Consider the following 25,333-nt stretch of genomic DNA (forward strand, 5'->3'; position numbering starts at 1 on the left):
AATTACCCCTTTGTTCCGCCGGCTGTCAAACCGGACACAAAGTTCTTTTGGAGAAAAAAGAATAGAACGCATATCGGCAGTGCGGCAAGGATGGCACCAGCCGCAAATAGAGCTACTTTTTGCTGCTGCGGATTAGAAATAAAGGATTGTAATCCTACAGCAATGGTCAGCCTTTCCGGTGAGCGAAGCAAAAACTTCGCCAGCAAATAGTCGCCAAACGGTGCCATAAACGCCCAAAGCGCTTGTACCGCGAGCATTGGCTTAACAAGCGGCAGAACAATTGAAGCGAAAATCCTCAGATGTCCCGCTCCGTCAATTCGCGCGGCTTCATCAATTTCTCTCGGCACAGTATCAAAATAACCTTTCATCAGCCACGTGTTCATCGGAATTCCGCCGCCGATATAGATCGCTGTTAAGAACCAGTATTGATCGAGTGCGCCTATTAGCATCGCCAAGACATAAAAAGCAGTCAGCGCCGCCATTGTCGGCACCATTTGAATGATTAAAAAGAATACCAGGCTCTTTTTTCTGCCTGCAAACCGATAGCGGCTGTACGAGTATCCGGCAAGTGTCACGATTGTAACCTGCAAAACCATGACCGATAGCGCGATGACAAGTGTATTGCTGTACCAATTGAGATAAAGCGTCTCGTCAAATAGCCGCTTAAAATGACCCAATGTCCAAGAACCCGAAAAATCGAGCTGAAAAGCCGCCGAATTCCCCACACGGAATGCTGATGATGCCGTAATCAGCAACGGATATATAATGACAATACTTAAAAGCGTCAAAAAGAAATACGTACAGATTTTATTAAGCATTCTGGCAGTGCTCGCGTTCACCTACATAACCTCCTCATTGCCAAAAGCATTCGATTTTTTGAAAGCAATCAGTGAAATTCCAATGACAATGAAAGAAATTAACAGTGTCACAGCCGCCGCAACGGAATATTGGGGTGATGTGCCTGTTGTCAGTTTATAAATCCACGAAATTAAGATATCGGTCGATCCGGCCCCGGCTCCCGCACTGCCTGGCCCTCCCTCATTAAATAAGTAGATGATCGAGAAATTATTGAAATTAAACGTATACTGAGTAATCATCACGGGTGCTGTCGCAAATAAAATCATCGGAAATGTAATATGCCGAAAACGCTGAATAAATGTGGCCCCGTCAATCTTTGCCGCTTCATACAATTCACCTGGAATCGCCTGAAGCACTCCCGTTACCATGACATAAATATATGGAAAGCCGAGCCACGTCTGAATCATAATGAGGGCTGTCTTTGTCCAGAAAGGATCGGTCTTCCACGCGATCGCAGGCAGCTCAACAAACGGCAGGTGATTGAATAGTGGAATCACTTGTGCATTCACCGCTCCTATGCTGTCGTTAAACATGTTAGAAAAACTCATGATTGTAATAAAAGCCGGAACAGCCCATGGAAATAAGAAAATCATTCGGAATATCCGCTTGCCTTTTATAAAATCCTGATTGACGAAAAGTGCCGTCACAATACCTAAAATGATTTGCAGCGTTGTTGCACAGATTGTCCAGATAACCGTCCAGCCCAGTACATTCACAAATGTTTCACGATAGGAGCCAAGGAAAAAAATATTTAAGAAATTTTTAAACCCGACCCAGTCAATCAGACGATTAGGCGGAATATGATAAAAATCATAGTTTGTACATGCAACAAACAGAGTCACCAAAACCGGAAAGATAATCACAAACACCATCATGATATATGCCGGAAGTGTAAATAGATATGGAAACCCTTTATCGCCCGCATGACAGATCATATCCTTGGCTGTTGTATTGACTTCCAAACCCGCCGCTTTCATGGCGGCGGTCTTACGCGAATCATGAATATTAAAGATATAGAACATGAGGAAAATCACCGTCACGATCAATTGCAGCGTGCCTTCAATCAGCATAAACAGCGAGTGGTCTTCACCGGGAACACTTCCCAATGTCATCAATCCGGTTAGCGCCTGTATACCGAAAACGCATAATTCAAAAGCAAACAAGCCTGTGATGGCAAGAAATAAGAGCCCCTTTGACAATTGCTGATTCGCAATCTGCCCAAGTCCTGGAATGATCGATAAAAGCCCTGCCTTTCGTTTTTGCTTTGCAAGTGTGTGATGTTTATTCATTTTTTTCCGCCCTCTATTCTTCCGGACGCTATCCCGCCGTTTTATTTCACATACTTTTCTTTAATATTTTCCTTTATGACGTTTACAGCATCATTCGCTGATGTTTGTGTCGATTTTTTTCCTGAAGCTGCATCAAAAATCAAACTTTCCGCTCCTGTCCATACTTCAGCCATTTCCGGAATATTTGGAGTCGGCGTCGCTGTTTCATATTGTTTAATCACAGCTGACGTCAGTTCATTCTTTTGCTCATCGGCTTTCTTCCTTGCGGCAGTGTTGGCCGGAACTTCGTTTGTATCCTGATAAAAAGCGTAAGCATTGGCATCATTTGCAGCATACTCCAGCCATTTTTCAGCCAGCTCGGGTTCTTTTGTATATTTTGAAGCTACCCAGCCCTTCCCGCCCGCAAAAGGGGCATATTCTTCTCCATTTGGCAATGTCGGAATGGGAGCCGCTCCGTAGTTCAATTTAGCTTCTTTATAGTTGGCAGCTGACCACGGTCCGCCAATGATCGCAGCCGCTTTGCCTTCTAAAAACATCTGCTGAATAAAGTCGTCTGCGCTTGAATTGTCTTGCATCCCTTTCGGCCAATATGTTTTAAACCATTTCTCCGCATATTTCACCGCTTCTACAGCCCCTTTGTTGTTCAGGCCGATGTCCCCGGAATCTGTGCCGTTTTTTCCAAATACATATCCGCCGTATCCAGCCAATAAGCCGTACGACATATAAAAGTCAGTCCATTTTGCTAAAAATCCGGTTGATTTTCCTTTTTCCGAAGCAAACGCGAATCGAGGATCTTCCGTTAACTTTTCAAGGTCTTTAAATGTTTTTGGCGCTGTTTTTAAAAGATCTTTATTGTAATACAAAATAAGTGTCTCAATGACTAGCGGCATTCCGTACACTTTGCCGTCAACTGTCACCTGCTGCATTTCTTTATCACCAAAGCTTTTTGTATGAGATGGCTTAATGTCAAGCAAATGTCCTTGCTGTCCCAAACCGCCGATCCGGTCATATGCAGCAAGCATAACATCAGGCGCATTACCCGCCGGGCCATCAAGGGGAAGCGCCTCCAACTGTTCGAACATTTGCTTTTCAATAATTTTTACTGTGACATCATTCTCTTTTTCGAACTTTGTTTTTATGCTTTCAATGTATTCTTTATACGTTTCTTCGACAGACACAGTCAGCACCTTTTTGCCATCAGCGCTTGCTGGATTTTTTGAACTTGAGCAGGCGGCAAGGCCGATTGCCAGGAATGATGCCGCCAATATGGCGAACCCCTTTTTAAAAAGAACCATCTCTTTTCCCCCTTCTATTTACGAAACTATAACAATTGTATTGTCCTGTAGAAAGCGGTTACAACAACTTTTGATTTGTTACCGATAACAGAATGTTATACAGGGGCGGCAGCACTCAAAATCAAAAATTCTCCCGGCTGAACGGCAATGACATCGTGATGCTGAAGCTGCTGCTCTGTCCATGCATCACAGATTTTCTTATTCCTTTCAATATTCAAATCCAGTAAACTGACATGTTGAACCGCATTCCCTTGATTAAAGAAATAAATCAGTATTTTTTCATTAAGAGTCCGTGAAAAGCTAATAAAATCGTTTTGGTCATCCAGCAGATTCCACTCAAGATGTCCTTCAGTCAATAAAGTGTTTTCCTGTTTGCGTAAAGCAATTAACCGCTTCATAAATAGAAGCATTTCTTGATTTTGCTTTTCTTTTTCCCAAACCATACATTTCCGGCATAAAGGATCATTTTCGCCGTCCAGCCCGATTTCCGTTCCGTAATAAATGCATGGTGAGCCTGTCTGGGCAAACATAAAGGCCAGCAACGCACGTGCTTTCTTCTCATCATTGCGGCATCTGGTCAAAAGGCGCTTTGTATCATGGCTATCCAGTAAATTAAACATCACCTCATTGGCTTGCTTTATCCCATTCATCAAATGCGCATTGACACGGTAGGCCATACGTGAGGCTGAGATCGTCCGGTCAGCAAAATATTCAATCATAGGCTCTGTAAAAGGGTAATTCATCGCCGCATGAAATTCATCCCCTCTAAGCCAAGGTTCGGCAGAATGCCAGATCTCACCTAAAATATAAACGTCAGGCTTTTCAGTAGATACAGCCTGCCTAAATGTCTTCCAAAAAGCGTGATCCACTTCATTTGCGACATCCAAACGCCAGCCGTCAATGTCAAATTCGCGTATCCAGTACAAAGCAATATCAAGCAAATATTTCTGCACCTCGGGATTAGCCGTGTTTAGCTTCGGCATATCAGCTGTAAAAGCAAATCTGTCATAATTGTCGTCTGTAACGGGAAAAGAGTGAATATGGAACCAGTCCTTATAGCGGGATTGATCTCCATTTTTGACGACATCCTGCCATTGCGGAGACGCGCTTCCTATATGGTTAAAAACCGCATCAAGCATAATTCTCATCCCCCGCTGATGCAGCTGGCTGACCAATGTACGAAAAAGCTCAGGGTCCCCGAAATGCGGATCAATAGAAAAGTAATCCAGCGTGTCGTATTTATGATTAGAAGGTGCGGAAAAGATCGGTGTCAGATAAATTCCGTTCACCCCTAAATCCTCTAAATAATCAAGCTTGTCAACAATCCCTTGTAAATCCCCTCCAAAAAAATCATTGACGTCCGGGTCCTTGCTCCCCCACGGCAATGCATTCTTCGGTGACAAGTCTTCTCTTCCATTTGCAAAACGCTCCGGAAAAATTTGATACCAAACCGTTGACTTGACCCATTCAGGCGCTTGAAATGTATCAGCCTCGTGAACAAACGGAAATTTAAAGTAATAATGAATCGTTTCCAGTGTTTTTTCGTTATAAGGGCATACACCCGAACTTCCGAAAAAGATGTCTTCATGATCGTCTGTTACAACAAACGCATATTGTAAACGCCTAAATGGCGGCACCACTTCAGCAAACCAATAGTCATGCATTTCTGTAGCAGCAATTTTCCTCATCGGCTGCTCGTTTGCCGACCACTTGCCGTCGTTGTACTCATAGGGATCACCCCAAATGAATCGAATGTGATCTGCATCACCTTTTTTCGTCCGAATCTTGATATGCACAGTCCGCCCATCATAAGAATAAGCATCGGTGCTGAATGGCTGGTGGTGAATCGCTGCATATTCCATCATGTTTCCCCCTTTGATTTCCGTTATATTGAAGCCGGCTCATAGTTTGAAATTATCATGATGAAATTGTGGGAACAATCCTTTTCACCCTGTTACCGATAACAGAATAAGGCGCTTACAGCGTTGATTGTCGTACAATTAGCTCTGGTTCAAAAAATAGGCTTCCTTGTGCAGCACCGTCTTCATTCATTTTTTTCAGCAACATTTTCGCACAGGCTTCCCCCATTTCAACAACAGGCTGTCTGACCGTAGTCAAGCGCGGCGAGGAGATGCGATCAAGAAACACACCGTCATTCCCGGTAACCGCAACGTCTTCTGGAATTCGCTTTCCAAGGGATTGCGCCGCACGAATGACGCCGAGCGCGATTCGATCAGATGCGCAGACAAATGCGGCCTGATTGTCCATGGATTTCAGCAGTTCTCTTGCAAGGCATTCACTTTTCTTAGAACTGTTGTCGATCCGAAACATATTCGATTTTTTAAAGCTTTTATTCATCGCCCGTATATACCCCTGTTCTCTTGCACGTTCGAAAGGCTCATCTAAATCAATGCCAAAAAAGACAACTTCCCGCTCCCCCAGCCCCATAACATGGCGGGTTGCCATAAAGGTGCCTTTCTCGTTATTCACATCGATAAAGTCATAGCCCATTTCATTTTGTCCAAATACGACGAGTGGCTTCTCAAAAGCTTTTATTACACCTTCAAAATCGTTCTTTCTCAAGCCGGTGGCAATAATGCCGTCACATTGGCCAATATTAAGAGAATTTCTTGTCACAAGCTGGAGAGCATAGTGATTGCGATCCAGCTCCCTGCTGATTCCTGTCAGCAGGTTCATGTAATATGGTTCTGTCGTATCCATTTCCTCAAGTATCAATAGTTTCACAACCTGTGTTCTGTTTTGCACGAGCGCTCTCGCCGCATAATTAGGGATGTAATTCAGCTCTTTCATCGCAGAATGAACAAGCTTTTTCAATTCATCTGTCACCGTCTCAGGGTGATTGATCACTCGTGATACCGTCATTTTCGAAACATTTGCTTTTTTCGCCACATCTGACAATGTTGCCATTTTCATCCCCTCCTTATCTGTGCTTATTATCCAAACTAGTGATAAAGTCCTCTATTACTGCTAAATATACGATGCAGGCAAAAGAGAAATAAAAAAGAGATTTCCCTTAAGGAAACCTCAATTTGTTAAAAACACTCGATTTTTCATGAATTCATACGCTAGGTGGCAGACTCATTCTCTCCACTTCCACGAGAAAGTCTGTTTTTTAAATTTCTGTCCACTTTTTTTCTAAAATCGGATAAGAATAACTTTGCATTTGCTCAATTAACTCATCCGGCCGTGACGAGCTGTGAATCAGTTTTAGGTGCGATTCGTTAGAAAACCCTTCTTGAATGCTGTATTTCACCATTTTCATCATTGGTTCAAAATATCCGTTTACATTGTACAGTCCGATTGGCTTTTGGTGGATGCCGATCTGTGCCCAGCACAGCACTTCAAATAATTCTTCATATGTACCGAAGCCGCCCGGCATCGAGATAAAGCCGTCCGCCAGCTCGCTCATTTTAGCCTTTCGTTCATGCATCCCGTTTACTTCAATCAGCTCAGTCAGATTTTGATGGACAACCTCCCCGCTGAACAAACCGCTCGGCATGACCCCGATTGCAGTTCCGCCGTTTTCCATAATCGCGTCAGCAATCGTGCCCATCAAGCCTACGCGGGAGCCCCCATAGACAAGGCCGATTCCCTGCTCAGCCATATACACGCCAAGCTCTGCCGCTTTTCTTTTATACGCTTCATTTCCCCCAGGGTTTGATCCCGCAAATACACAAATGGTTTTCATCTTGTCATCTCCGCATCTATATATCGTGTTGAATATTCAAAAACACACTATATATTGTCCCATCTTCATGTGATAATATCAATATGAAATACATAAAGAATGCAGGAGTGATGAGGTTGCAACTGGCTGATGCAGAAAAATGGATGAAAGAGTTTTACGAAAAAAGAGGCTGGACAGAATACGGACCTTTTATTCGCGTCGGCTTTTTAATGGAGGAAGCCGGAGAACTGGCCCGGGCTGTCAGGGCGTATGAAATCGGCAGAGACCGGCCGGATGAGAAAGAATCGTCACGCGCTGAGCTAAAACAAGAATTGATTGAAGAAATGGGAGATGTCATCGGAAATATCGCCATTCTTGCTGATATGTATGGTGTCTCTTTAGAAGACGTCATGAAGGCCCACCAAGAAAAACTGACAAAACGATTTGAGCATGCATAAAAAAGCGGCCGCGATGGCCGCTTTTTTTAACCTGTGATTTCATCATGGTGATCAAAGAAATGCTGCTTTCCTATTTTGTGAAAAAGGCCTGTTTTATGCAGCAGCTCCTTCGGCTGCGATTGCAATCCTACAATCATCAGCTTTCCATTGTGGCGCTTAATTCGATTCATAATGTTCCCAAGCACCGCTTCAGCTGACGTATCCATATAGTGCACCTTATTCATGAGCAGAATGAGGGTTTTCGGTTTTTTCTGTACATGCTCCAGCAATGACGATTCAAGGGAATCAATTGATCCGAAAAACAGCGGCCCTTCTATGGCATACATGCTGACAGATGGATCTTCTCTCTTCGCCAGAACAGGATGCGATTCCTGATTGTGGATGCGGGTCGCTTCGCTCATTCTTCTGATAAAGAACACAAATGCAAGCAGCAATCCGGTTGCCACACCGATGATTAAGTCAAACAGAACCGTAAGGGCGAAGGTCGCCGCCAAAATAAAGGAATCAGCATTTTTCAGTCTCAGCATGTTTGCGACTTCCTTGCGCTCACTCATATTCCATGCGACCACCATGAGAATCGGTGCCATACTGGCGAGCGGCACATGGGACGCATAAGGCGCAAATACAAGCAGGACAAGGAGAACGACTACGCCGTGAACGACGCCGGAAACTGGGGAAACCGCTCCGTTTTTTATATTGGTCGCCGTTCTCGCAATCGCTCCTGTAGCCGGGATTCCGCCAAACAGGGGCGCTGCCATATTCGCAATCCCCTGGCCGACAAGCTCCTTGTTGCTGTCATGCTTTGAGCCCTTCATGTTATCAGCGACCATTGCGGACAAAATCGACTCAAGTCCTCCAAGAAGCGCGATGACAAGCGCAGCTGGAAACAGCATAACCATTTTATCCAAAGTAAGCTCAGGAAACTGAAATTCAGGCAAATGGCGGGGGATTTCTCCATAAGTTGACCCAATCGTTGCCATGCGGTCAGGGAAAAAGACAACCGCGACCACTGTGGAAATAAGAAGCGCCAACAAAGCGCCCGGCACTTTAGGCATCACCTTGGCGGATACAAGTAAAATGACGAGCCCGATCACAGCTGTCAAAATGGCATACACGTTAAAGGTGCCGAGCTGCTGCACAATTTCAAACATGTTGTGATGAAAGTTCTCATGTTTTTCAACATTTCTCAATCCGAGAAAATTAGCGATTTGTTCCGTAAAGATCAGCACGGCAATTCCGGCTGTAAAACCGACGATAACGGGTTTGGGCACGAATTTCATTATTTTTCCGAGCTTAAACAGCCCAAACAGTACCAGCATCACTCCTGCCATAAACCCCGCAATCAGCAGATTTTCCAAGCCGTACTGCATGATAAGGCCGAATAAAATCGGGACAAAGGCGCCCGTCGGACCGCCAATCTGATATTTTGATCCTCCAAACAAAGAAATACAAATCCCTGCTATAACAACAGTGTATAGCCCATATTCAGGCTCGACTCCCGAGGCAATGGCAAACGCCATTCCTAAAGGAATTGCCACGACACCTACTACGATACCTGCAATCAAGTCTTTCTGAAATTTCTGCAAATTGTACCCCTTGAATCTCCCTGAGAATCGCATATTTTGTTATAACCTCCCTTATGAGTGATTGTTTATAAGCTCAGTTTCATAACCGTTAATGACCACATCAAGTTTTCCTGTTTCAGGATGAATGACAAGTCCGTGAACCGGCACTTTTTTCGGAAGCAGCGGATGATTCTTAATCATGTTCACACTGTGGGAAACGCTTTCTTCCACGCTGTGAAAACCAGTCAGCCACGTTTTCAAATCGAGTCCGGCACTTGTCAGCAAATTCAGGCAGCTATCCTCCACCCCGCGTTCCTTTGCTTTCTCAAGAATCGAGGACGCATTCAGCCCTGACATTCCGCATTCATGATGGCCGACAATGCATACCTCTTCAGCCTGCAATTCATAAATCGCGACCAGTATGCTTCGCATCACGCTTCCAAATGGGTGAGAAACGATGGCTCCCGCGTTTTTTACAATTTTAGCATCACCGTTTTTAAGCCCCATTGCTTGCGGAAGAAGTTCTGTAAGCCTTGTATCCATACAGGTGACAATGACGAGCTTTTTCGAAGGAAACTTTGTCGTTTTGTACGGTTCATACTTCTTCTCACTGACAAACCGCTGATTGTGTTCCAAAATTGATGTTAAAGAAACCATTTGATTCATCTCCCATCCATATGATTTTGCAAGCCTTCTTACCCAGCTTACAGTAAGGAATTATAGCATAGGAATAAGCCAAGAAAAGGCTTTCAAAAAAAGACACTATAATTGGACTGTAGAATCAAAACATAAACATTTATATCTTTCAAAGATAATAAAATTTATATTTAATGAATCCTATAATCCGGCTGCAGCTCGCATATTGATGATTTGTCTGACAAAAAATATGGGTGAATTCTGATAATTAAAAAACTTTTTTAAGCAGATTTAGCTGTTCGATCTTCATTTTAAGTTCAAAAGAACCAGAAACTAAAAAACGCAGCTATATTTTTAACATCTATTTATTTCCGATATAATGAAATAGACAACAGCCATAAAGGGGGAGCCTTGTTGAAACCATTTGTATTTATCACAAAACCGATTCCTGAAGAGATTGAAGCATTCATCGGTGAACATTGCCGTTATGAAGTATGGCAGGAGGATACGCTTCCGAGTGACGTGCTACTTGAAAAATTAAAAGAAGCGGAGGGGCTTTTAACATCAGGGACGTCCGGACCGTCAATCAATCGTGAGTTGCTGGAACACGCGCCTAAGCTCAAAGTAGTCAGCAACCAATCAGTAGGCTACGATAACTTCGATATAGAAGCAATGAAAGAAAGAGGAGTCGTCGGGACTCATACACCTTATACACTGGATGACACAGTTGCAGATCTGGCTTTTTCACTGATTCTGTCTTCCGCCAGACGTGTTGCCGAACTGGACCGTTTTGTCAGAGCAGGAAAATGGGGAACCGTGGAAGAGGAAGCGCTTTTCGGAATTGATGTTCATCATCAAACGTTAGGCATTATCGGCATGGGCAGAATTGGAGAACAAGCAGCGAGACGCGCCAAATTTGGTTTTGATATGGAAGTGCTTTATCATAACCGACATCGCAAACAAGAAACAGAAGACAGCATCGGCGTTAAATATGCAGAGCTTGATACATTGCTGGAGCAATCTGATTTTATTCTTCTCATTACGCCGCTGACTGATGAAACCTATCACATGATAGGAGAACGTGAATTTAAGTTGATGAAGGATTCAGCAATTTTCGTCAATATTTCCCGGGGAAAGACAGTCGATGAAAAAGCACTGGTTTGCGCTCTTCAGGAAGGCTGGATCAGGGGAGCCGGCTTAGATGTATACGAAAAAGAGCCTGTCACCCGAGATAATCCGCTTCTGCACCTGGATAATGTCACGCTGCTTCCTCATATCGGTTCAGCAACAGCTAAAGTGCGCTTCAACATGTGCAAACAGGCCGCCGAAAATATGATTGCAGCCATTCAAGGACAAACACCGAAAAATCTCACAAGAGAATTTCAATAAATCAAAAATCCGGTCTGATAACAGACCGGATTTCTATTACATACGCTGAAGAACAGCACGCTTATAAATATGGCGGGTGACGATATAATAAACAGCCTGGAATACAAAATAAATGAAGATGACAATTACGGCCTCAAGAAACAAATTGGAATTCAGCATATTACTTAACGCTGCATACGCAAAGCCGGCGTGAATCGCACCTGCAATAAATGGGATGAAGAATAAAAATCCTATTTGCTTTCCAAGGATCGAGTGAATCTCTTTGTCCGTAACCCCTATCCTTTTTAAGGCTAACACCTGCACTCTCGTATCTTCTATTTCCGTAAACATCCGCAAATACAGCATGCTTCCTTGCACGATAAAAAACAGCACGCTGACAAACAGACCAATAAACAGCATTAATGCAACTCCCTGCTTCACAATTTGATAACTAGGAGCACGTGTTTGAAAATCAGATGTATGTTCTTTCGGCACCATGTTTTCAAGCTTTTCAGAGACATCCACCGTCTCCTGCCAATGCTCAAGCTCATAACCTACCATTCTCATCTGTTCCTTCAGCGGCACATCCTGTGACAGACTGTCAAAGCTCTTTTCGCTGACAACCAATAAACGGCTGACTCCATCGACAGACATCAATATCCCTTTGTTTTGCTGCTTTTTCATGACGTAGGAAAGGGTTTTTCCTGACTTCATATGAAATGCTGCTGTTTCCCCTTCTCCAAATGTGTCTTTCACCATCATTTGAAAAGAAACATTAATAAATGCTTCATTTTCTTGTAAATGAATAACTGGGAACCCTTTTTCCTTTGCGACTTGATTATAGACCTTTTCTGAAATCAGCAAAGCTTCCGCTTCCATCTTCTTATTTCCATACGGCAAGTCTGACTGAAAAGTGACAGGAATCCCAGTGGCATCCACCTTATACTTGATAACAGCATGAGCTTTTTTCAATGTATTCTCAGCCGTCTCAGGCTTCATGACCTGAAAGCGGGAAGCATCCTTTTCCACCCAGGAAACAGACTGAGGAATGCTTTGCTCCTCCTGCCTTTGTAAATCGGAATAAAACATATAGATGACACCTGTAGCTGTTAGTATGACCGCTGTAATGACAGAGGTTAAAAACAGCATGCGTGCATGATCCTTCAGCCTGAATATCATGTTGGAACGCACAATGATATTTGTGCCTTTGTAGAAGCTGTGTTTCTTTCGGTACAGCATGCGGAAAAACGCCACACTGCTTTGTGTAAAAAAGAAATACGTGCCAATTAACACTAAAATCAAAATTGGAAATACCCGAAACATCATGTCAATTGCATTGGCTGTTGCAGATAGATAATAACCGCTGCCAAGACATAGCAAAGACAATACAGTGAGCCATTTCGAATAAACCGGCAAGCTTTTCGGCTTTTTGGCCGATTTAATCAGTTCAATGATTTCCAGCTTCCGAATCCGTCCCAGTGATAAAATGAGCAGCGTCTGAAACAGGATGAGAAAGCCGGCAATTGTCATCACAAACGCTTTCGGCACAATGGCAAACGAAATCGGCACCTTCACGCTGAGCATCCATGTCATGATCATAAAAAACAGTTTTGAAAATAACAGGCCTGCTCCAATGCCGGCCGCAATCGCCGCAAGAGAAATAAGTGACTGCTCATAATAAATCATCTTGCGAAGCTGCTGCTTTGATGTGCCAAACAGTGTCAGCAGCCCAAACTCTTTCTTTCTTGCCTGCAAAAACGCTGAATTGGAATATGTGATGAAAAATATACAAAACACAATGATGACGACAAGAGCTGCGCTCAAGCATGTTTTGACAAGGCTTCCGCCATATATATTGTCTTCATTGACATCAGGATGAAAAATAAATGATGTGAAGACAAAAAACACCGAAACGGCAAACACACAGCTTAAAAAGTAGGCCACATACCGTTGCAGATTCCCAAGAATGTTTTTACGGGCGATAGTTCTCAAATTCATGAAAATCGCCTCCCAACACACTCAAGGTATCCAATATACTTTGATAAAACACCTGCCTGTTTGTTCCTCTGTGAATCTCTGAAAAGAAACGTCCGTCTTTAATAAAAACAATTCGTTTACAGAAACTTGCTGCTGTCGCATCATGCGTAACCAACAGAATCGTCGCTTCCTTTTCCTCATTCAACTGAGCCAGTGTGTTCATCACTTGCTTTGCCGATTTTGAGTCGAGGTTTCCTGTCGGTTCATCGGCAAGAATGAGCGCCGGATTGTGAATAATCGCTCTGGCACAGGCTGCCCGCTGCTGCTGTCCGCCCGACACCTCATATGTGCGGTGATCGAGAATATGCTTGATTTGCAGCGTATCCGCCAGTTCATCCAATCGGGCTTCCATTTCTCTCAGCTTTACCTTATCCAATGCGAGCGGCAAGAGAATATTTTCACGAATCGTCAGCGTATCAAGCAGATTAAAATCCTGAAAGACGAAGCCGAGTTCTCTTCTGCGAAACAAAGCCAGCTCTTGGTCCTTTAACGTTTTCGGCTGAATGCCGTTGATCATCATCTCGCCCTGGGTCGGCTTATCAATGGTAGCCAGCAAATTCAAAAGCGTGGTTTTTCCGCTTCCCGACGGCCCCATAATCCCGACAAATTCTCCTTTTGACACACTGAGATCAAAGGCGCTGAGCGCTTGGTATGATATTGTTCCTTTATTTGAATAGTACGTTTTCGATAGGTTCGTTGTTTGCAACACGTTCATGTTCTGCTCCTCCTTTTTCTTTATTATAAAAAGGAAGTCAGCATCCTCCCATCGAACTTTCTTGCAATTCCGCTCCCCAACCTTACAATGCTGTCACATTCACGAGGGTGTCACTTGAAAACACGATGGTCATCACAGTGCCAGCCCCTTCTTTTGATTCCGCATACAGCTTATGGCCGAGACGGCTGCACACCTGTTTTGCTAAATAAAGGCCCATTCCAGTTGCCTCTTTCATGGTTCGTCCATTTTCTCCGGTAAAAAACGCGTCAAAAATCCGCGGCAGATCCTGCGGCGGTATGCCGATTCCTTCATCGGCAACCGACAATCGCGTCTCATGTCCCTGTGTTTCAATCCGGATTGTAATAGAGTCTCCCACACCTTGCTTTGAATATTTTAAGGCGTTGAAAAGGATTTGCTCGACAACAAAGGAAAGCCACTTTTGATCACTGGAAATCTGAACGGCATTTGGCGGCACATGTAATGTTGGAAAAAGGCGCCGCTTGATAAACTGACGTTTTTCCTGATTGATCAGTGAACGAACCATTTCTGCCAAATCAAAGGTTTGCGGTTTTACATCAAATGCAAATTCCTCCAGCCGAGCCGTTTGCAGCATCATATCAAGACCGTGGCGAAATCTCTCATTCTCATCCTCTAGCTCCTCTAAAAACGTCGGAAAAGAGGATGAGGTTCCGTTTTTTCCTTCCTGAATCATTAAGGATATGACGGATACCGGTGTTTTCATATGGTGGACCCATTGGTTGGTGAAGGTATAATGCTGTTTTTGCTGATTGATATATTGTGAGAGCCTGCTTTCGTATTGCTGCCCGAGTGCGTTGATCATTTTCGTCCAAAGCGCTTGCTCTCCTGTTCTTGGCTTTCTGGCTTTCAAAGACTGTCCGATGTCATTCGAAGAAGAGGCTTGTTCTGCAAGCTTTTTAACATATGTGAGAAAGGAAAATTGCCGAACATAATCAACAGCAAAACCTGCGGCTAAAAGAGTACCGGGCAAAATCCATATGTACATCATATTTTCTTTGGAAGGTTCTGCGCCGCTCTCTACAATGCTTAAATACGCAATCAGCATGGCGGATCCTATCCCTAATAATGAAAATAGAATAATGGCTAAGCGGTCGATGAGGTAAGTCTTTAACACTCCGCTTCATCCTTCCGATTGACTTGAAATTGATAGCCTTGTCCTCTGATTGTGGAAATGCAATCTTTCAGTCCGGCATTCTCCAGTTTTCTCCGCAGCCGGTTGACATTGACCGTTAACGTATTGTCATCGACAAAATCAACGTCATCCCATAACGCCTCCAATAGTTCATCACGAGAAACAATTTTTTTATGCTCCCTCACAAAAATAGAGAGAAGCTGAAATTCTTTTTGGGAAAACAGAATACGGGAGCTGTTCCATTCGGCCTCATTTTGATCAGGATAAATCGTCAGCCCACCAAGCTCCACTATTCTAGATTCCTGCGGCAAAGAGGGCGAATATTCACCATATGTGCGGCGCAGGACGCTTTTGATTTTGGCCATCACTACCTCCAGATGGAACGGCTTTGTGATATAATCATCGCCGCCATTTTCAATCGCCATTACCTGATTCAGCTCATCGGTCCGTGCCGATATAAAGATAATCGGCGCATTGGAAATGGTACGGATTTGCCTGCACCAATAAAATCCGTCAAAAAAAGGCAGGTTGATATCAAGCAGCACAAGATCAGGCTTCATTTCTGCAAATTCCAATTTTATATCATTCAGCTGTTCAGCAATTTTCACTTCATATCCGTATTTTTGAAGATGACCGCCCAGCAAAGAAGCAATCCGCTCATCATCTTCCACAAGCAAAATCCGATACACGTTGATCCCCCTTATATGTACATCACGATGATTTTTCTAGAAGATTCCAAAATTATTATAGCATGTGCGGAATAGTAAATCGGACTTTTTCTTTTTGTTATAATAGAATGATAAAGGTAAAATTTTCATAATAGGCAGGTGTCGTGATGAAGAAAATCATGCTGTTTCTGGCAATGACGTCAATTCTTTCAGCATGTCAGCCCAACTATACCGGGAAATACATAGAAATTGGGGATACACTAACTGACTATACCAAAGAGTGCTTTAAAGAGAATGAAATTCCTTATAAATACGAAAAGGGAAAACTGTATATCCCTGAAGACGCATTTGATACAGCAATCTACACTTGTTCATAAGAAAAAGCTTGCAGATAACCTGCAAGCTTTTCACGTTACAAAAAATGAGTATTTAATTCTTCTTCAAATCCTGAAGGGCCGATGTCGCTTTTTTGAATGTTACCGCCGTTTTCATAAATCGTAAAATGGCGCTCTGACATGACCATCCTTCCGCTCGGCGTCAGCTTTGAGGCAAGCGGGGATTTGTTAAAAGGAGATTTTTCATGAGAGTGAATGATGTCCTTCATGTTATCTAAATCACCGAGATCACTCTCTTCAAGGGTAAAGGCGTACCCAATTTGCCAGCCTTCTCCCTTGTCCATCAGCAGAACATGGCTGCCCTTTTCTGTCTCTTCTCTTTTGATTCGGAATGACCCGACTGGTGACTGTACCGTTTCTCCGGAAAGCGGTATCGGCTGGAGCGCCAGGTTGATGCCGAAGCCGATATCAACGAGGTAATCGCCGTTTTCCGCAGACAGCCATACAGCAGCATGCGTCCCTTCTAGTGCCCATCCCTCTTGATTGCCTGCATAAACCGTTCCTCGAATAAGCTTCACATGTAACCCGGCCTCACGCAAGACAAAATAAAGGAAGCCATTTAAATCGTAGCATAGGCCGCCGTGCTGTTCTTTGACCAGACGGCGCCATAGATCTTCTTTTGTTACCCTATAATTCTCTTTTGCAAGTACGGCACGGTTTTCGAATGGAAAACGGTATGCCATTGCTTTGAGAAAAAGGGGAAGATCGCCGAAGCTGACATGGTCTTTCTCCCAGCCGATTTTCTGAAAGCAGTCTTTTAGAAAGTCACTCATTTTTATCACCTAAACTTCTTCTTGAACGTAAGCAGCCAGCTTCTCCAGCGCCTCTTGTTCATCTTCTCCCTGGGCAATCAAGGTAACCTCAGTGCCTGTGCTTACCGCAAGGCTCATCAGCCCCATGATGCTTTTGGCGTTTACTTTTTTCCCATCCTTCTCAAGAAACACATCTGACGTAAACCGGTTTGCTTCTTGTACAAACAAAGCAGCAGGACGTGCTTGCAGTCCTGTCTTTAATCGAACTTCCACTTTCTGTTGAACCATAAGATCTCCCCTTTTCTTTACGGTTATTTTAAAGTGACGGTTTGCCCTGTCCGCAGCTGTTCTGCGATTTCGTCAAGTTTTCTCAGCCTGTGATTGATCCCTGATTTGCTGATTTTCCCGCTTGCTACCATTTCCCCCAGCTCTTTCAGCGTCACTTCCTGATAATCAATCCGAAGCTGCGCAATTTCCCGAAGTTTTTCAGGCAGCGCCTCCAGGCCGATTCTTTCATCGATGTATTTAATATTTTCCACCTGTCTCAGCGATGCACCGATCGTTTTGTTTAAGTTGGCTGTTTCACAATTGACGAGGCGGTTGACCGAATTTCTCATGTCCCGAACGATTCTGACATCCTCAAATCGCAGAAGCGAATTGTGAGCACCGATTACGTTCAGAAACTCTGTAATCTTTTCAGCCTCTTTTAAATAGGTAATATAGCCTTTTTTCCGTTCGAGCGTTTTGCTGTTTAACTGAAACTCATTTAACAGGTCACATAATGAATCGTTATGCTCCTTATAAAGAGAGAAGATTTCTAAATGATACGAGGAGGTTTCCGGGTTATTGACCGAACCTCCTGCCAAAAATGCTCCTCTCATATAAGAACGCTTGCAGCACCTCTTTTTAACCAGCTCTTTCGAAATACTTCGTTCAAACACAAAGTTCTCCCCGAGTATTTTTAAATCCTCTAAGATCGTTTTTGCATTTTCTGAAAAACGCACAATATAGACGTTATTCTTTTTCAGCCGCATTTTCTTTCTGACCAGCAGCTCGACCGACACATCATATTGTTTTTTCAGCAATGTATAGATGCGGCGGGCAATGGCCGCGTTTTCGGTTTGAACATCGAGTACGAGATGGCGGTTTGTAAATGATAAGGCTCCATTCATCCGAATGAGTGCAGACAGCTCGGCATTAATGCAGCAGTCCTTCACTTCCAGATTCGTTAATTCTTTTTTTGTTTCTGATGCAAATGACATATAGCCACCTCATTTCAAGGCTTCATTCTTTCAGTAAATCAACAAGAAGAGAGGCCACTTTATGTGTATCGTGACGTATTACGTCATTTTTATACGTTACAATTTGATCTCTGATGACTTCAAGCCCCATCGCTTTCAGCTCTTCAATATCAAAATCAACAGGACGCGCAGATTCCATTTCGTACTTACGTTTTATTTCGTCGGGAATGTCTTCACTGTTCACTAATATCGTATCAATAAAACCGCAGCCCATATGCTGATTGAGCGCTTTCACATGATCAGCAGCGGTGTAATGGAGCGTTTCACCGGGCTGAGTCATCACGTTGCAAATGTATACTTTTTTCGCCGGCGCCTTTATCACTTCTTCCCCGATTTTTGGGACGAGCAAATTGGGAAGAATGCTTGTATAGAGGCTTCCCGGGCCGATAATAATCAAATCCGCTTCCCTGATCACGTCTATTGTTTCCGGCAGCGGATCAATCTGTTCAGGCGTGAGAAAAACACGCTTAATACGCTGTCCGTATTCCGGGATCGTTGACTCGCCTGAGACCACGCGGCCGTCTTCCATCTCAGCATGCAAAACGACACTGGCATTGGCAGCCGGCAAAACCTTTCCTCTTACATTCAGCACCTTGCTCATTTCAGTGACAGCGTGAAAAAAATCACCGGTTATATTTGTCATCGCTGCCAAAATCAAATTCCCGAGAGAATGGCCTGTTAAGTCATTCCCTTTATTGAAGCGGTGCTGAAAAAGATCTTCAACAAGCGGCTCCACATCGGATAAAGCGGCAAGCACATTTCTGATGTCTCCGGGAGGCGGAATTTTCAGTTCATTCCGCAGACGGCCAGAGCTTCCGCCATCATCGGCAACTGTTACAATGGCCGTGATGTCAACAGGTTTATGCTTTAGGCCCCGAAGCAATACAGAAAGACCTGTACCGCCGCCAAAGATTGCGATTTTCGGCTTTTGTCCCATCTTATTTCCGGCTTCTCTTTTCAATGTCCCGGTGAGTAACATGAGTATAGTAATCCTTTTTGAAATAATCAGCTAAATTCTCGGCTAATGTCACAGAGCGGTGCTGGCCCCCTGTGCAGCCGATCGCAATGACAACCTGGCTTTTTCCTTCTCTTTTATAAGATGGAAGCATAAAGCTCAGCAGATCAATTAATTTCTCATTGAACTTTTGCGTTTCATTCCACTTCATGACGTAAGAGGAAACCTCTTTATCCTTACCAGTCAGCGGCCGCATGCTTTCGATATAGTACGGATTCGGCAAAAATCTGACATCAAAGACGAGATCTGCATCAATTGGAATACCGTATTTAAAACCAAATGACATGACATTCACGGTAAATGTCTCTCCTTGGTTTGTCGCAAAGTGCTTCACGATTTTTTCACGCAAATCACGCGGCTTCATGTCAGACGTATCGTAAATGATTTGAGAGCGGCCTTTTAATTCCTCAAGCAGCTCTCGTTCCAGTGCGATGCCTTCAAGCGGCAGGCCAGTCGCTGCCAGCGGATGCGAGCGTCTCGTTTCTTTATATCTTGTGACGAGAATGGAATCCTTCGCGTCCAGGAATAAAATTCGCGGTGTGATCCACGGATTTTCGGCCATTTCATCCAGCGCTTCAATCAGCCGGTCAAAAAATTCGCGGCCGCGCAGATCCATCACGAGCGCGACTTTGCTCATTTTCGAATTTGATTCCTTCATCAGCTCTAAAAACTTCGGAAGCAATGAAGGCGGAAGATTATCGACGCAGAAATAGCCGAGATCTTCAAAGCTTTGGATCGCGACAGTTTTCCCCGCTCCCGACATTCCGGTTATAATGACAAGCTGAATATCATGTGATTCACTAACACTCATCTTTCTCCCCCCTGACTTGTCTTTCTATTTGATGTGCTGCGGGTCTAAACGATAACTGAGCAGCTCAAATTCCGGTGTATACGTAAATGTGCCGTGCAGCAGCCCTTGTCCCTTCATCATAAAATCAAGGATATGGCCGTCTCCAGGGGCCATAGGCAGGTTCTGAATGTCATTGACATCGTGCCACTGCAGTTTGCCTTCCTCTGATTCTGATACATTTTGTCCTGTATAAGAATCCGCGACAAACGTAAACATCATCCACTCGGAGACAATGTGGTCACCGTCTTTAATAATAAAGGTAAAAACGCCTTTTAATTGAGGATTTATGATATAGATACCAGTCTCTTCTCTGTACTCTCTGATGACGGAGTCTCTGACTGATTCTCCGCTCTCCATCTTGCCTCCCGGCGCGACCCACCATCCGCGTCTCGGCTTTTGAAGCAGAAGAACTTTGTCATCCGTCTGAAGCACACAATTTGTCACTCTTTGCAAGTACGTCACCTAACCTTCGTCCTGTCATCGTCTCTTTATTATACCGCTTCAAGATGCCTCCCACAATGAAGAGACATTGACAATCTTTTCTTCTATTTTACAGCATATTCATTCCTTAATTCAGATGATTTTGCTGTAACTGGCATTCATCTTTTATTTATGGACAAAAAAAGGACACGGATAACTGGAGAATCCGTGCCAAAAAAGTGTATTCATTATAAAAAGGGGGTCAATTACTTTATTAATCATAACCGAAAAGCATTACACATGTGTTACAGCGGAATTAAAACCCAGTAACGTAATGTGAAACTCGTATGACAACCCTTTTTATTTTAAGGTTTTCAGCGTTTCTTGAAGCTCTTCGACATAATGCTGTACGCTTTGTGCCGCAATACTTCCGTCTCCTGTAGCCGTTACGATTTGGCGCAGTGATTTTTCGCGGATGTCTCCGGCAGCGAAAATCCCTTCAACCTTTGTCTCCATGCGGTCGTTTGTTTCGATATAGCCTTCTTCATTCGTAATGCCCAGGTTTTCAAACGGTTTAGACAGAGGAAGCATGCCAATGTAAATGAATACGCCGTCTGTTTTGAATTCACTTTCTTCACCGGTTACCGTATCGACAAGCGTTACGTTACCGACTTTGCCGTTTTCCTCATGAATTTCCTTCACGGTTTTGTTCCACAGGAAGTCAACTTTTTCATTATCAAATGCTCTCGCTTGAAGAATACTTTGAGCACGGAGTTTATCTCGTCTGTGAACAATTGTTACTTTTGAAGCGAAACGAGTCAGATACACGCCTTCTTCAACCGCGGAATCTCCGCCGCCAACAACGACAAGTTCTTTGCCTTTAAAGAAAGCGCCGTCACATACTGCACAATAAGATACACCGCGGCCGCCCAATTCTTTTTCGCCAGGCACACCGATTTTTTTATATTCCGCACCAGCAGCAATGATGACAGCACGGGCTTTATATTCTTTTGAACCGGCTTTGACTACTTTGTACTCTTTGCCGTCAACGACTTCTTTAATATCGCCATAAGCGTATTCAGCGCCGAATTTTTTCGCGTGTTCAAACATTTTGTTAGAAAGCTCAGGCCCAAGGATACTTTCGAATCCAGGATAGTTTTCTACATCTTCCGTATTGGCCATTTGTCCGCCAGGAATTCCTCTTTCAATCATTAATGTCGATAAATTCGCTCTTGATGTGTATACAGCGGCCGTCATCCCAGCAGGGCCCGCGCCGATTATAATCACGTCATAAATTTTTTCTTCTGACACACTATTCACTCCTTAAACCATCTTTTCAAGTTTGGGCTCTTTCTTATATGATAAGAATCCCCATCAAACGTATTCCTTACCCATATCCTATAAAATCTCATGGTGATACGCTATTTTTTTGCTCAACACGATTAAATGTATTCGAAAAGGGTATATGTTAATAAAGAAAGAGCCTTCTGTTTATAGAAGGCCCTTGTCATATTTATTATTGAACAACACGTCTTACAACGCCTTTAAATGCTTTTTTCCAGTAAGGATTGCTCATAGAGTCAACAGATACACCATGAGATGTATTGTCGTTTAGGAATGTACCGTTACCTAAGTAGATTCCTACGTGTCCATTCGTTTTGTAAGTGTCAAAGAACACAAGGTCTCCGCGTTTCATTTCGGACGCGCTGACAGCTTGTCCTCTGCCAACTAACGTATCAGTTGTTGTTCCGCCGACAGGTCCAAGGTTAACACCTGCAGAAGCGTATGCCCAGCGTACGAATGATGAGCAGTCAAAAATACGGTTGTTGATATCAGACTGAGTGCGTCCGCCGCCAAACTTGTATGGAGATTGTCCTACAATGCTTGAACCAACGCTGATCGCGCCTTCAATTCCGCCAGAGTTGCTGATAACAGTGCCGCCTGAATTGCTGTTTGAGCCGCTGCTCTTCTTAGAAGATGAGCCGTTAGACGAGCTGTTTGATGAACCGTTAGAAGAATTGTCTGAAGAATCATCAGATGAGCTTGCTTTTGCTGATTCAGTTGTAGCCGTTTGGCTGTCATCTGTTTGTGTTTCATCAGATGCTTTTTGTGCTTCTTCCTGCTTTTTGATCAAAGCAGCCGCTGCTTCTTGTTCTTTTTTGATGCGTGCTTGTTCAGCTTCAGTATTTGCTTTTTGATTTGCAAGTTCAGACGCCTCTGATTTCAATTCAGAAATCGCTTTAGCCGTTTTCTTTTGGCTTGCTTTTGCTTCGTCGAAAAGCTTGTCTTTTTCATTAAGCTGTTTATCAAGGTCTTTTTGCATTGTTTCTAATTTAGCCAATGCAGCTTGAACTTCTTTCAGCTTTTCATTCAAATCCGCTTCAGAATCTTCGAGCTTCGCTTTATCCTGCTCTTGCTGTTTGATTAAATCTTTGTCTGCATCCACAATAGATGAAACCGCAGTCGCACGAGAGATAAAGTCACCAAAGCTTGTTGATCCTAGAAGAACATCTATGTATCCTTGAGATCCGCCGCTTTCCTGTAAAGAACGAACGCGTTTTTTCAGGATTTCATTGCGTTTTTCGATACGCGCTTCTGTTTCTTTAATCTCTTTTTTCAGTTTTTTGATTTCTTCTTTTGTTTTATCATTTTCTTCTTTTTTATCTTCGATCTTGTTGCTTGTATCAAGCGCCTTAGCGTTAATGTCTTTCAGTTCTTTTTCAATCTTTGATTGATTTTCCTGAAGCTCAGTTAATTCTTTTTCCTTCGCTTCAATGCTGGAAGCAACCTCAGATTGCTTGCTTTCGATTTTTTGTTTCTTTTCATCTAATGTTTCCGCCGATGCAGTTTTACTTGTAAATGGGATCAAAAAACTGCTTGTCCCGATGACGGAAGCCAAACCAAGTGTAATTAAACTCTTTCTCACTTTTTATATCCTCCCTTTTACTGTGAACCTGTCCTCATTTGGAATCGTATTTTGAACATCAAGTTTCGTTCCTCATACTCTACGAGGAATGATGGTTGTTTATGGTTAATTATTCTGTGCATCTCTTATTCTGGTTGTATAGCGTTTATTTCACATCATATGTAAAAAACACTAATTCCTTATGTACGAGAATCATTATACCATCAAGTTTCGACAAATTAGCGATAAATTTTATTACATTTATGTTTCAAACAGATGTCAAGTCACACATCATTTGTCATTTTTCTTAAGCGTGTAAAAAAACTGTCGATATTATTTTCTTAATATAATCTATCAAACAAAAAAAGAGTCGATTAAATAAATCGACTCTTTAAAATTTACTATTCTAGAATATCATCAATATATTTCATATATTTCGTCAAAGTTGCCGGAGAGATGCCGAATCGGGCCGCTGTGTCTTTTTTCGTGTCTTGCTTGCCATGGGCTTCTTTCCAAATATAACAGATGGCTGCTGCCCAGCCTTTCTCATTCTTCAACGGAGCGGCTGCACGAATTTGCTGGATGACATGGAAAACCCAGCAGCTCATGACTTCTGTTTTCATCTCTTCTTTTTCAGCTTGCTCTAATAGTTTGACCGTTTGATAGGCGAAAAGTGCATCCTCTGAAACGTCAGCAGCCCCAGAATCTCCATTTAGAAGCAGCTTTACAAAATGATTTTCAAAAGAAGCGGTGATTCTCTTTGAGCGTATCACCGCTTCAAGATGCTCCGTTTCTCCCTTTGTGCTGCTGATATAATAGGCTGCGAGACGCTGCTCCACAGATGAAGGAAGAGCTTCCCTCCGCTCTATCCAAGGCGCCGGGCGGTCTTCGCCGGGATATTGCGACTCGACTTTTCTCCAGATCGTCTCGGCAAAGTCGGTATGTCCCGTAAAATAAGCAGAGCAGGAAAGCCAGTAAAAGAAGGTGTCGTCACCTTCAAAGCCGGTTTTATATAATGATTTGAGCCATTTATATCCGATCTCGTAGCGGCCGACAAGCGCCAAAGTAGCACCCAATTTATAACGCTGCTCCATTAGCATCGGATAGACATTGGAGAGCTGATCACTCAATTCCGCCACTTTTTCATCTTCTCTTTCATAATAGTAGAAAACGAGAAGATTGCATAAGGCGTGAAGATTTCCTTCATTATGAGAAAGCACTTCATAAGCGGTTTGCTTCGCTTTTACAACGTTTCCTGAATAGAAGTAGGCAAGCGCGAGATTGTTGTATGCTGACCAAAGCTCCGGATATTCAGCTGTGATTTCCTCAAGCGCCGCAACCGCTTCAGCAAGCTGGCCGCTTTCCAGCAATGACTTTGCCCGATCCTGTTTCACCAGCAGTTCATCCTGGTCATACAACGAATCCTCAATGCCGTCGTCTCCTAAATCGAGCAAATCAAGCAGACTATCGTTTTCTTCGGCGAATTCACCATCCGGGTCCGCATCAGAATAAGCGGCCGCTTCTTTATAAGCTTCCTGGAAGAGCCCCAGATGGGCAAAGTTATTCGCTTTAAAGTAATGGCACTCCGGCATTTCGGCCTCCAGATTTGCCATGATATAGTCAAGAAGATCGTTCGACTCTTGATACTGGCCCATTTCCGAATAAATGACCGCAAGCTGTGAAAGCATCTCTGAATCCTCCGGCTCCAAATGAACCGCGCGCTGAATCAGTTTGCTTGCCCGTTTTAGATTGCGCTCTTTATACGCTTTCAAGCCTTTATGAAAAAAATATTGTCCATCTTGAAGCAGCTGGACAATTTGTGCGTGATTTTTATGTTCAGAAGTGTGTTTTCCCACAACTACCCTCCGTTTTATACAATATTACCGTCAGTAGTATACCATAAATCGTAAGCCCCTCAATAGTTCAAAAGGAAGGATTGGGAAAATC

The 25,333-nt window shown here is 43.4% G+C and carries 24 protein-coding genes; 3 read left to right on the plus strand and 21 right to left on the minus strand.

Annotation, left to right across the window (positions count from 1 at the left end; translation table 11 throughout):
• Positions 1-2: 2 nt before the first annotated feature.
• The 6 genes from mdxG to AC0OMU_RS18495 all read right to left on the minus strand — a co-directional run bounded on the left by mdxG (position 3) and on the right by AC0OMU_RS18495 (position 7,151).
• Positions 3-839, minus strand: a complete 837-nt coding sequence (gene mdxG, locus AC0OMU_RS18470; protein ID WP_015384725.1) for a maltodextrin ABC transporter permease MdxG — start codon at positions 837-839, stop codon at positions 3-5.
• Positions 840-2,147: a maltodextrin ABC transporter permease MdxF gene (gene mdxF, locus AC0OMU_RS18475; RefSeq protein WP_015483739.1), complete on the minus strand. Its 1,308-nt coding sequence runs from the start codon at positions 2,145-2,147 to the stop codon at positions 840-842.
• Between the two features lie 41 nt (positions 2,148-2,188).
• On the minus strand, positions 2,189-3,442 hold the full coding sequence (gene mdxE, locus AC0OMU_RS18480) for a maltodextrin ABC transporter substrate-binding protein MdxE (RefSeq protein WP_015384728.1): 1,254 nt from the start codon (positions 3,440-3,442) through the stop codon (positions 2,189-2,191).
• Between the two features lie 95 nt (positions 3,443-3,537).
• Positions 3,538-5,307 carry a maltogenic alpha-amylase gene (gene mdxD, locus AC0OMU_RS18485; RefSeq protein ID WP_474241409.1) on the minus strand — a complete coding sequence of 590 codons (1,770 nt, stop codon included), beginning with the start codon at positions 5,305-5,307 and terminating at the stop codon, positions 3,538-3,540.
• A 112-nt stretch (positions 5,308-5,419) separates the two neighbouring features.
• On the minus strand, positions 5,420-6,370 hold the full coding sequence (locus AC0OMU_RS18490) for a LacI family DNA-binding transcriptional regulator (protein WP_181220178.1): 951 nt from the start codon (positions 6,368-6,370) through the stop codon (positions 5,420-5,422).
• A 205-nt stretch (positions 6,371-6,575) separates the two neighbouring features.
• Positions 6,576-7,151, minus strand: coding sequence for an LOG family protein (locus tag AC0OMU_RS18495; RefSeq protein ID WP_015384731.1), 576 nt, complete (start codon positions 7,149-7,151; stop codon positions 6,576-6,578).
• A 116-nt stretch (positions 7,152-7,267) separates the two neighbouring features.
• On the opposite strand from AC0OMU_RS18495, the gene AC0OMU_RS18500 reads away from it, so the two are divergent.
• On the plus strand, positions 7,268-7,588 hold the full coding sequence (locus AC0OMU_RS18500) for a MazG nucleotide pyrophosphohydrolase domain-containing protein (RefSeq protein WP_015483742.1): 321 nt from the start codon (positions 7,268-7,270) through the stop codon (positions 7,586-7,588).
• Positions 7,589-7,614: 26 nt separating this feature from the next.
• On the opposite strand, the gene AC0OMU_RS18505 is transcribed toward AC0OMU_RS18500, so the two are convergent.
• Together AC0OMU_RS18505 and AC0OMU_RS18510 are read right to left on the minus strand one after the other, a co-directional pair.
• Entirely contained in the window at positions 7,615-9,207 is a 1,593-nt protein-coding gene (locus AC0OMU_RS18505; RefSeq protein ID WP_063334711.1) for a SulP family inorganic anion transporter, read from the minus strand.
• A gap of 18 nt (positions 9,208-9,225) precedes the next feature.
• Positions 9,226-9,819, minus strand: a complete 594-nt coding sequence (locus AC0OMU_RS18510) for a beta-class carbonic anhydrase (RefSeq protein ID WP_010886620.1) — start codon at positions 9,817-9,819, stop codon at positions 9,226-9,228.
• A 381-nt stretch (positions 9,820-10,200) separates the two neighbouring features.
• Between AC0OMU_RS18510 and AC0OMU_RS18515 the strand changes: the two genes are divergently transcribed.
• Positions 10,201-11,178: a 2-hydroxyacid dehydrogenase gene (locus tag AC0OMU_RS18515; protein ID WP_474241410.1), complete on the plus strand. Its 978-nt coding sequence runs from the start codon at positions 10,201-10,203 to the stop codon at positions 11,176-11,178.
• A 36-nt stretch (positions 11,179-11,214) separates the two neighbouring features.
• Here the strand turns inward: AC0OMU_RS18515 and psdB are convergent, their stop codons facing one another.
• From psdB to psdR, 4 genes are all read right to left on the minus strand, one after another.
• Positions 11,215-13,155, minus strand: coding sequence for a lantibiotic ABC transporter permease PsdB (psdB, locus tag AC0OMU_RS18520; protein WP_015483744.1), 1,941 nt, complete (start codon positions 13,153-13,155; stop codon positions 11,215-11,217).
• Positions 13,130-13,909 carry a lantibiotic ABC transporter ATP-binding protein PsdA gene (gene psdA, locus AC0OMU_RS18525; protein ID WP_003228167.1) on the minus strand — a complete coding sequence of 260 codons (780 nt, stop codon included), beginning with the start codon at positions 13,907-13,909 and terminating at the stop codon, positions 13,130-13,132. Before psdA ends, psdB begins: the two co-directional genes overlap by 26 nt.
• Positions 13,910-13,991: 82 nt before the next feature.
• On the minus strand, positions 13,992-15,062 hold the full coding sequence (gene psdS, locus AC0OMU_RS18530) for a two-component sensor histidine kinase PsdS (RefSeq protein WP_015483745.1): 1,071 nt from the start codon (positions 15,060-15,062) through the stop codon (positions 13,992-13,994).
• Positions 15,056-15,769 (minus strand): two-component system response regulator PsdR, encoded by a 714-nt coding sequence (gene psdR, locus AC0OMU_RS18535; protein WP_015384738.1) that lies wholly within the window; start codon positions 15,767-15,769, stop codon positions 15,056-15,058. The genes psdS and psdR overlap by 7 nt, the downstream gene beginning before the upstream one ends.
• Positions 15,770-15,915: 146 nt before the next feature.
• Here psdR and AC0OMU_RS18540 point away from each other — a divergent pair, with 146 nt between their 5' ends.
• A complete protein-coding gene (locus tag AC0OMU_RS18540) occupies positions 15,916-16,125 on the plus strand; it encodes a lipoprotein (RefSeq protein ID WP_003243327.1) in 210 nt (69 codons plus the stop codon).
• A 35-nt stretch (positions 16,126-16,160) separates the two neighbouring features.
• Here AC0OMU_RS18540 and AC0OMU_RS18545 read toward each other — a convergent pair whose 3' ends face one another.
• The 9 genes from AC0OMU_RS18545 to AC0OMU_RS18585 form a co-directional block, all read right to left on the minus strand.
• Complete coding sequence (locus AC0OMU_RS18545) at positions 16,161-16,925, minus strand: arylamine N-acetyltransferase family protein (protein ID WP_015384739.1); 765 nt, start codon at positions 16,923-16,925, stop codon at positions 16,161-16,163.
• Positions 16,926-17,183, minus strand: coding sequence for an HPr family phosphocarrier protein (locus AC0OMU_RS18550; RefSeq protein ID WP_003219835.1), 258 nt, complete (start codon positions 17,181-17,183; stop codon positions 16,926-16,928).
• Positions 17,184-17,206: 23 nt separating this feature from the next.
• Positions 17,207-18,157 carry a DNA-binding protein WhiA gene (whiA, locus tag AC0OMU_RS18555; protein ID WP_003228147.1) on the minus strand — a complete coding sequence of 317 codons (951 nt, stop codon included), beginning with the start codon at positions 18,155-18,157 and terminating at the stop codon, positions 17,207-17,209.
• Between the two features lie 22 nt (positions 18,158-18,179).
• Entirely contained in the window at positions 18,180-19,133 is a 954-nt protein-coding gene (mgfK, locus tag AC0OMU_RS18560) for a gluconeogenesis morphogenetic factor (protein ID WP_003244450.1), read from the minus strand.
• Between the two features lies 1 nt (position 19,134).
• Positions 19,135-20,022, minus strand: a complete 888-nt coding sequence (gene rapZ / locus AC0OMU_RS18565; protein WP_003243903.1) for an RNase adapter RapZ — start codon at positions 20,020-20,022, stop codon at positions 19,135-19,137.
• Between the two features lie 24 nt (positions 20,023-20,046).
• Positions 20,047-20,523 (minus strand): 8-oxo-dGTP diphosphatase, encoded by a 477-nt coding sequence (locus AC0OMU_RS18570; RefSeq protein WP_010886622.1) that lies wholly within the window; start codon positions 20,521-20,523, stop codon positions 20,047-20,049.
• A 318-nt stretch (positions 20,524-20,841) separates the two neighbouring features.
• Complete coding sequence (gene trxB, locus AC0OMU_RS18575; protein WP_003228139.1) at positions 20,842-21,792, minus strand: thioredoxin-disulfide reductase; 951 nt, start codon at positions 21,790-21,792, stop codon at positions 20,842-20,844.
• Between the two features lie 205 nt (positions 21,793-21,997).
• Positions 21,998-23,407 (minus strand): peptidoglycan DL-endopeptidase CwlO, encoded by a 1,410-nt coding sequence (gene cwlO, locus AC0OMU_RS18580; RefSeq protein WP_474241411.1) that lies wholly within the window; start codon positions 23,405-23,407, stop codon positions 21,998-22,000.
• Between the two features lie 380 nt (positions 23,408-23,787).
• Positions 23,788-25,242, minus strand: a complete 1,455-nt coding sequence (locus AC0OMU_RS18585) for a tetratricopeptide repeat protein (RefSeq protein ID WP_015384743.1) — start codon at positions 25,240-25,242, stop codon at positions 23,788-23,790.
• Positions 25,243-25,333 lie beyond the last annotated feature (91 nt).

The organism is Bacillus sp. FAU18, assembly GCF_056033885.1.

Coding starts and splice junctions, on each gene's coding strand:
- mdxF (WP_015483739.1), bottom strand. CDS start 2,147: ATGAATAAACATCACACACTTGCAAAGCAAAAACGAAAGGCAGGGCTT.
- mdxE (WP_015384728.1), bottom strand. CDS start 3,442: ATGGTTCTTTTTAAAAAGGGGTTCGCCATATTGGCGGCATCATTCCTG.
- mdxD (WP_474241409.1), bottom strand. CDS start 5,307: ATGATGGAATATGCAGCGATTCACCACCAGCCATTCAGCACCGATGCT.
- AC0OMU_RS18490 (WP_181220178.1), bottom strand. CDS start 6,370: ATGGCAACATTGTCAGATGTGGCGAAAAAAGCAAATGTTTCGAAAATG.
- AC0OMU_RS18495 (WP_015384731.1), bottom strand. CDS start 7,151: ATGAAAACCATTTGTGTATTTGCGGGATCAAACCCTGGGGGAAATGAA.
- AC0OMU_RS18505 (WP_063334711.1), bottom strand. CDS start 9,207: ATGCGATTCTCAGGGAGATTCAAGGGGTACAATTTGCAGAAATTTCAG.
- AC0OMU_RS18510 (WP_010886620.1), bottom strand. CDS start 9,819: ATGAATCAAATGGTTTCTTTAACATCAATTTTGGAACACAATCAGCGG.
- psdB (WP_015483744.1), bottom strand. CDS start 13,155: ATGAATTTGAGAACTATCGCCCGTAAAAACATTCTTGGGAATCTGCAA.
- psdA (WP_003228167.1), bottom strand. CDS start 13,909: ATGAACGTGTTGCAAACAACGAACCTATCGAAAACGTACTATTCAAAT.
- AC0OMU_RS18540 (WP_003243327.1), top strand. CDS start 15,916: ATGAAGAAAATCATGCTGTTTCTGGCAATGACGTCAATTCTTTCAGCA.
- AC0OMU_RS18550 (WP_003219835.1), bottom strand. CDS start 17,183: ATGGTTCAACAGAAAGTGGAAGTTCGATTAAAGACAGGACTGCAAGCA.
- whiA (WP_003228147.1), bottom strand. CDS start 18,157: ATGTCATTTGCATCAGAAACAAAAAAAGAATTAACGAATCTGGAAGTG.
- mgfK (WP_003244450.1), bottom strand. CDS start 19,133: ATGGGACAAAAGCCGAAAATCGCAATCTTTGGCGGCGGTACAGGTCTT.
- rapZ (WP_003243903.1), bottom strand. CDS start 20,022: ATGAGTGTTAGTGAATCACATGATATTCAGCTTGTCATTATAACCGGA.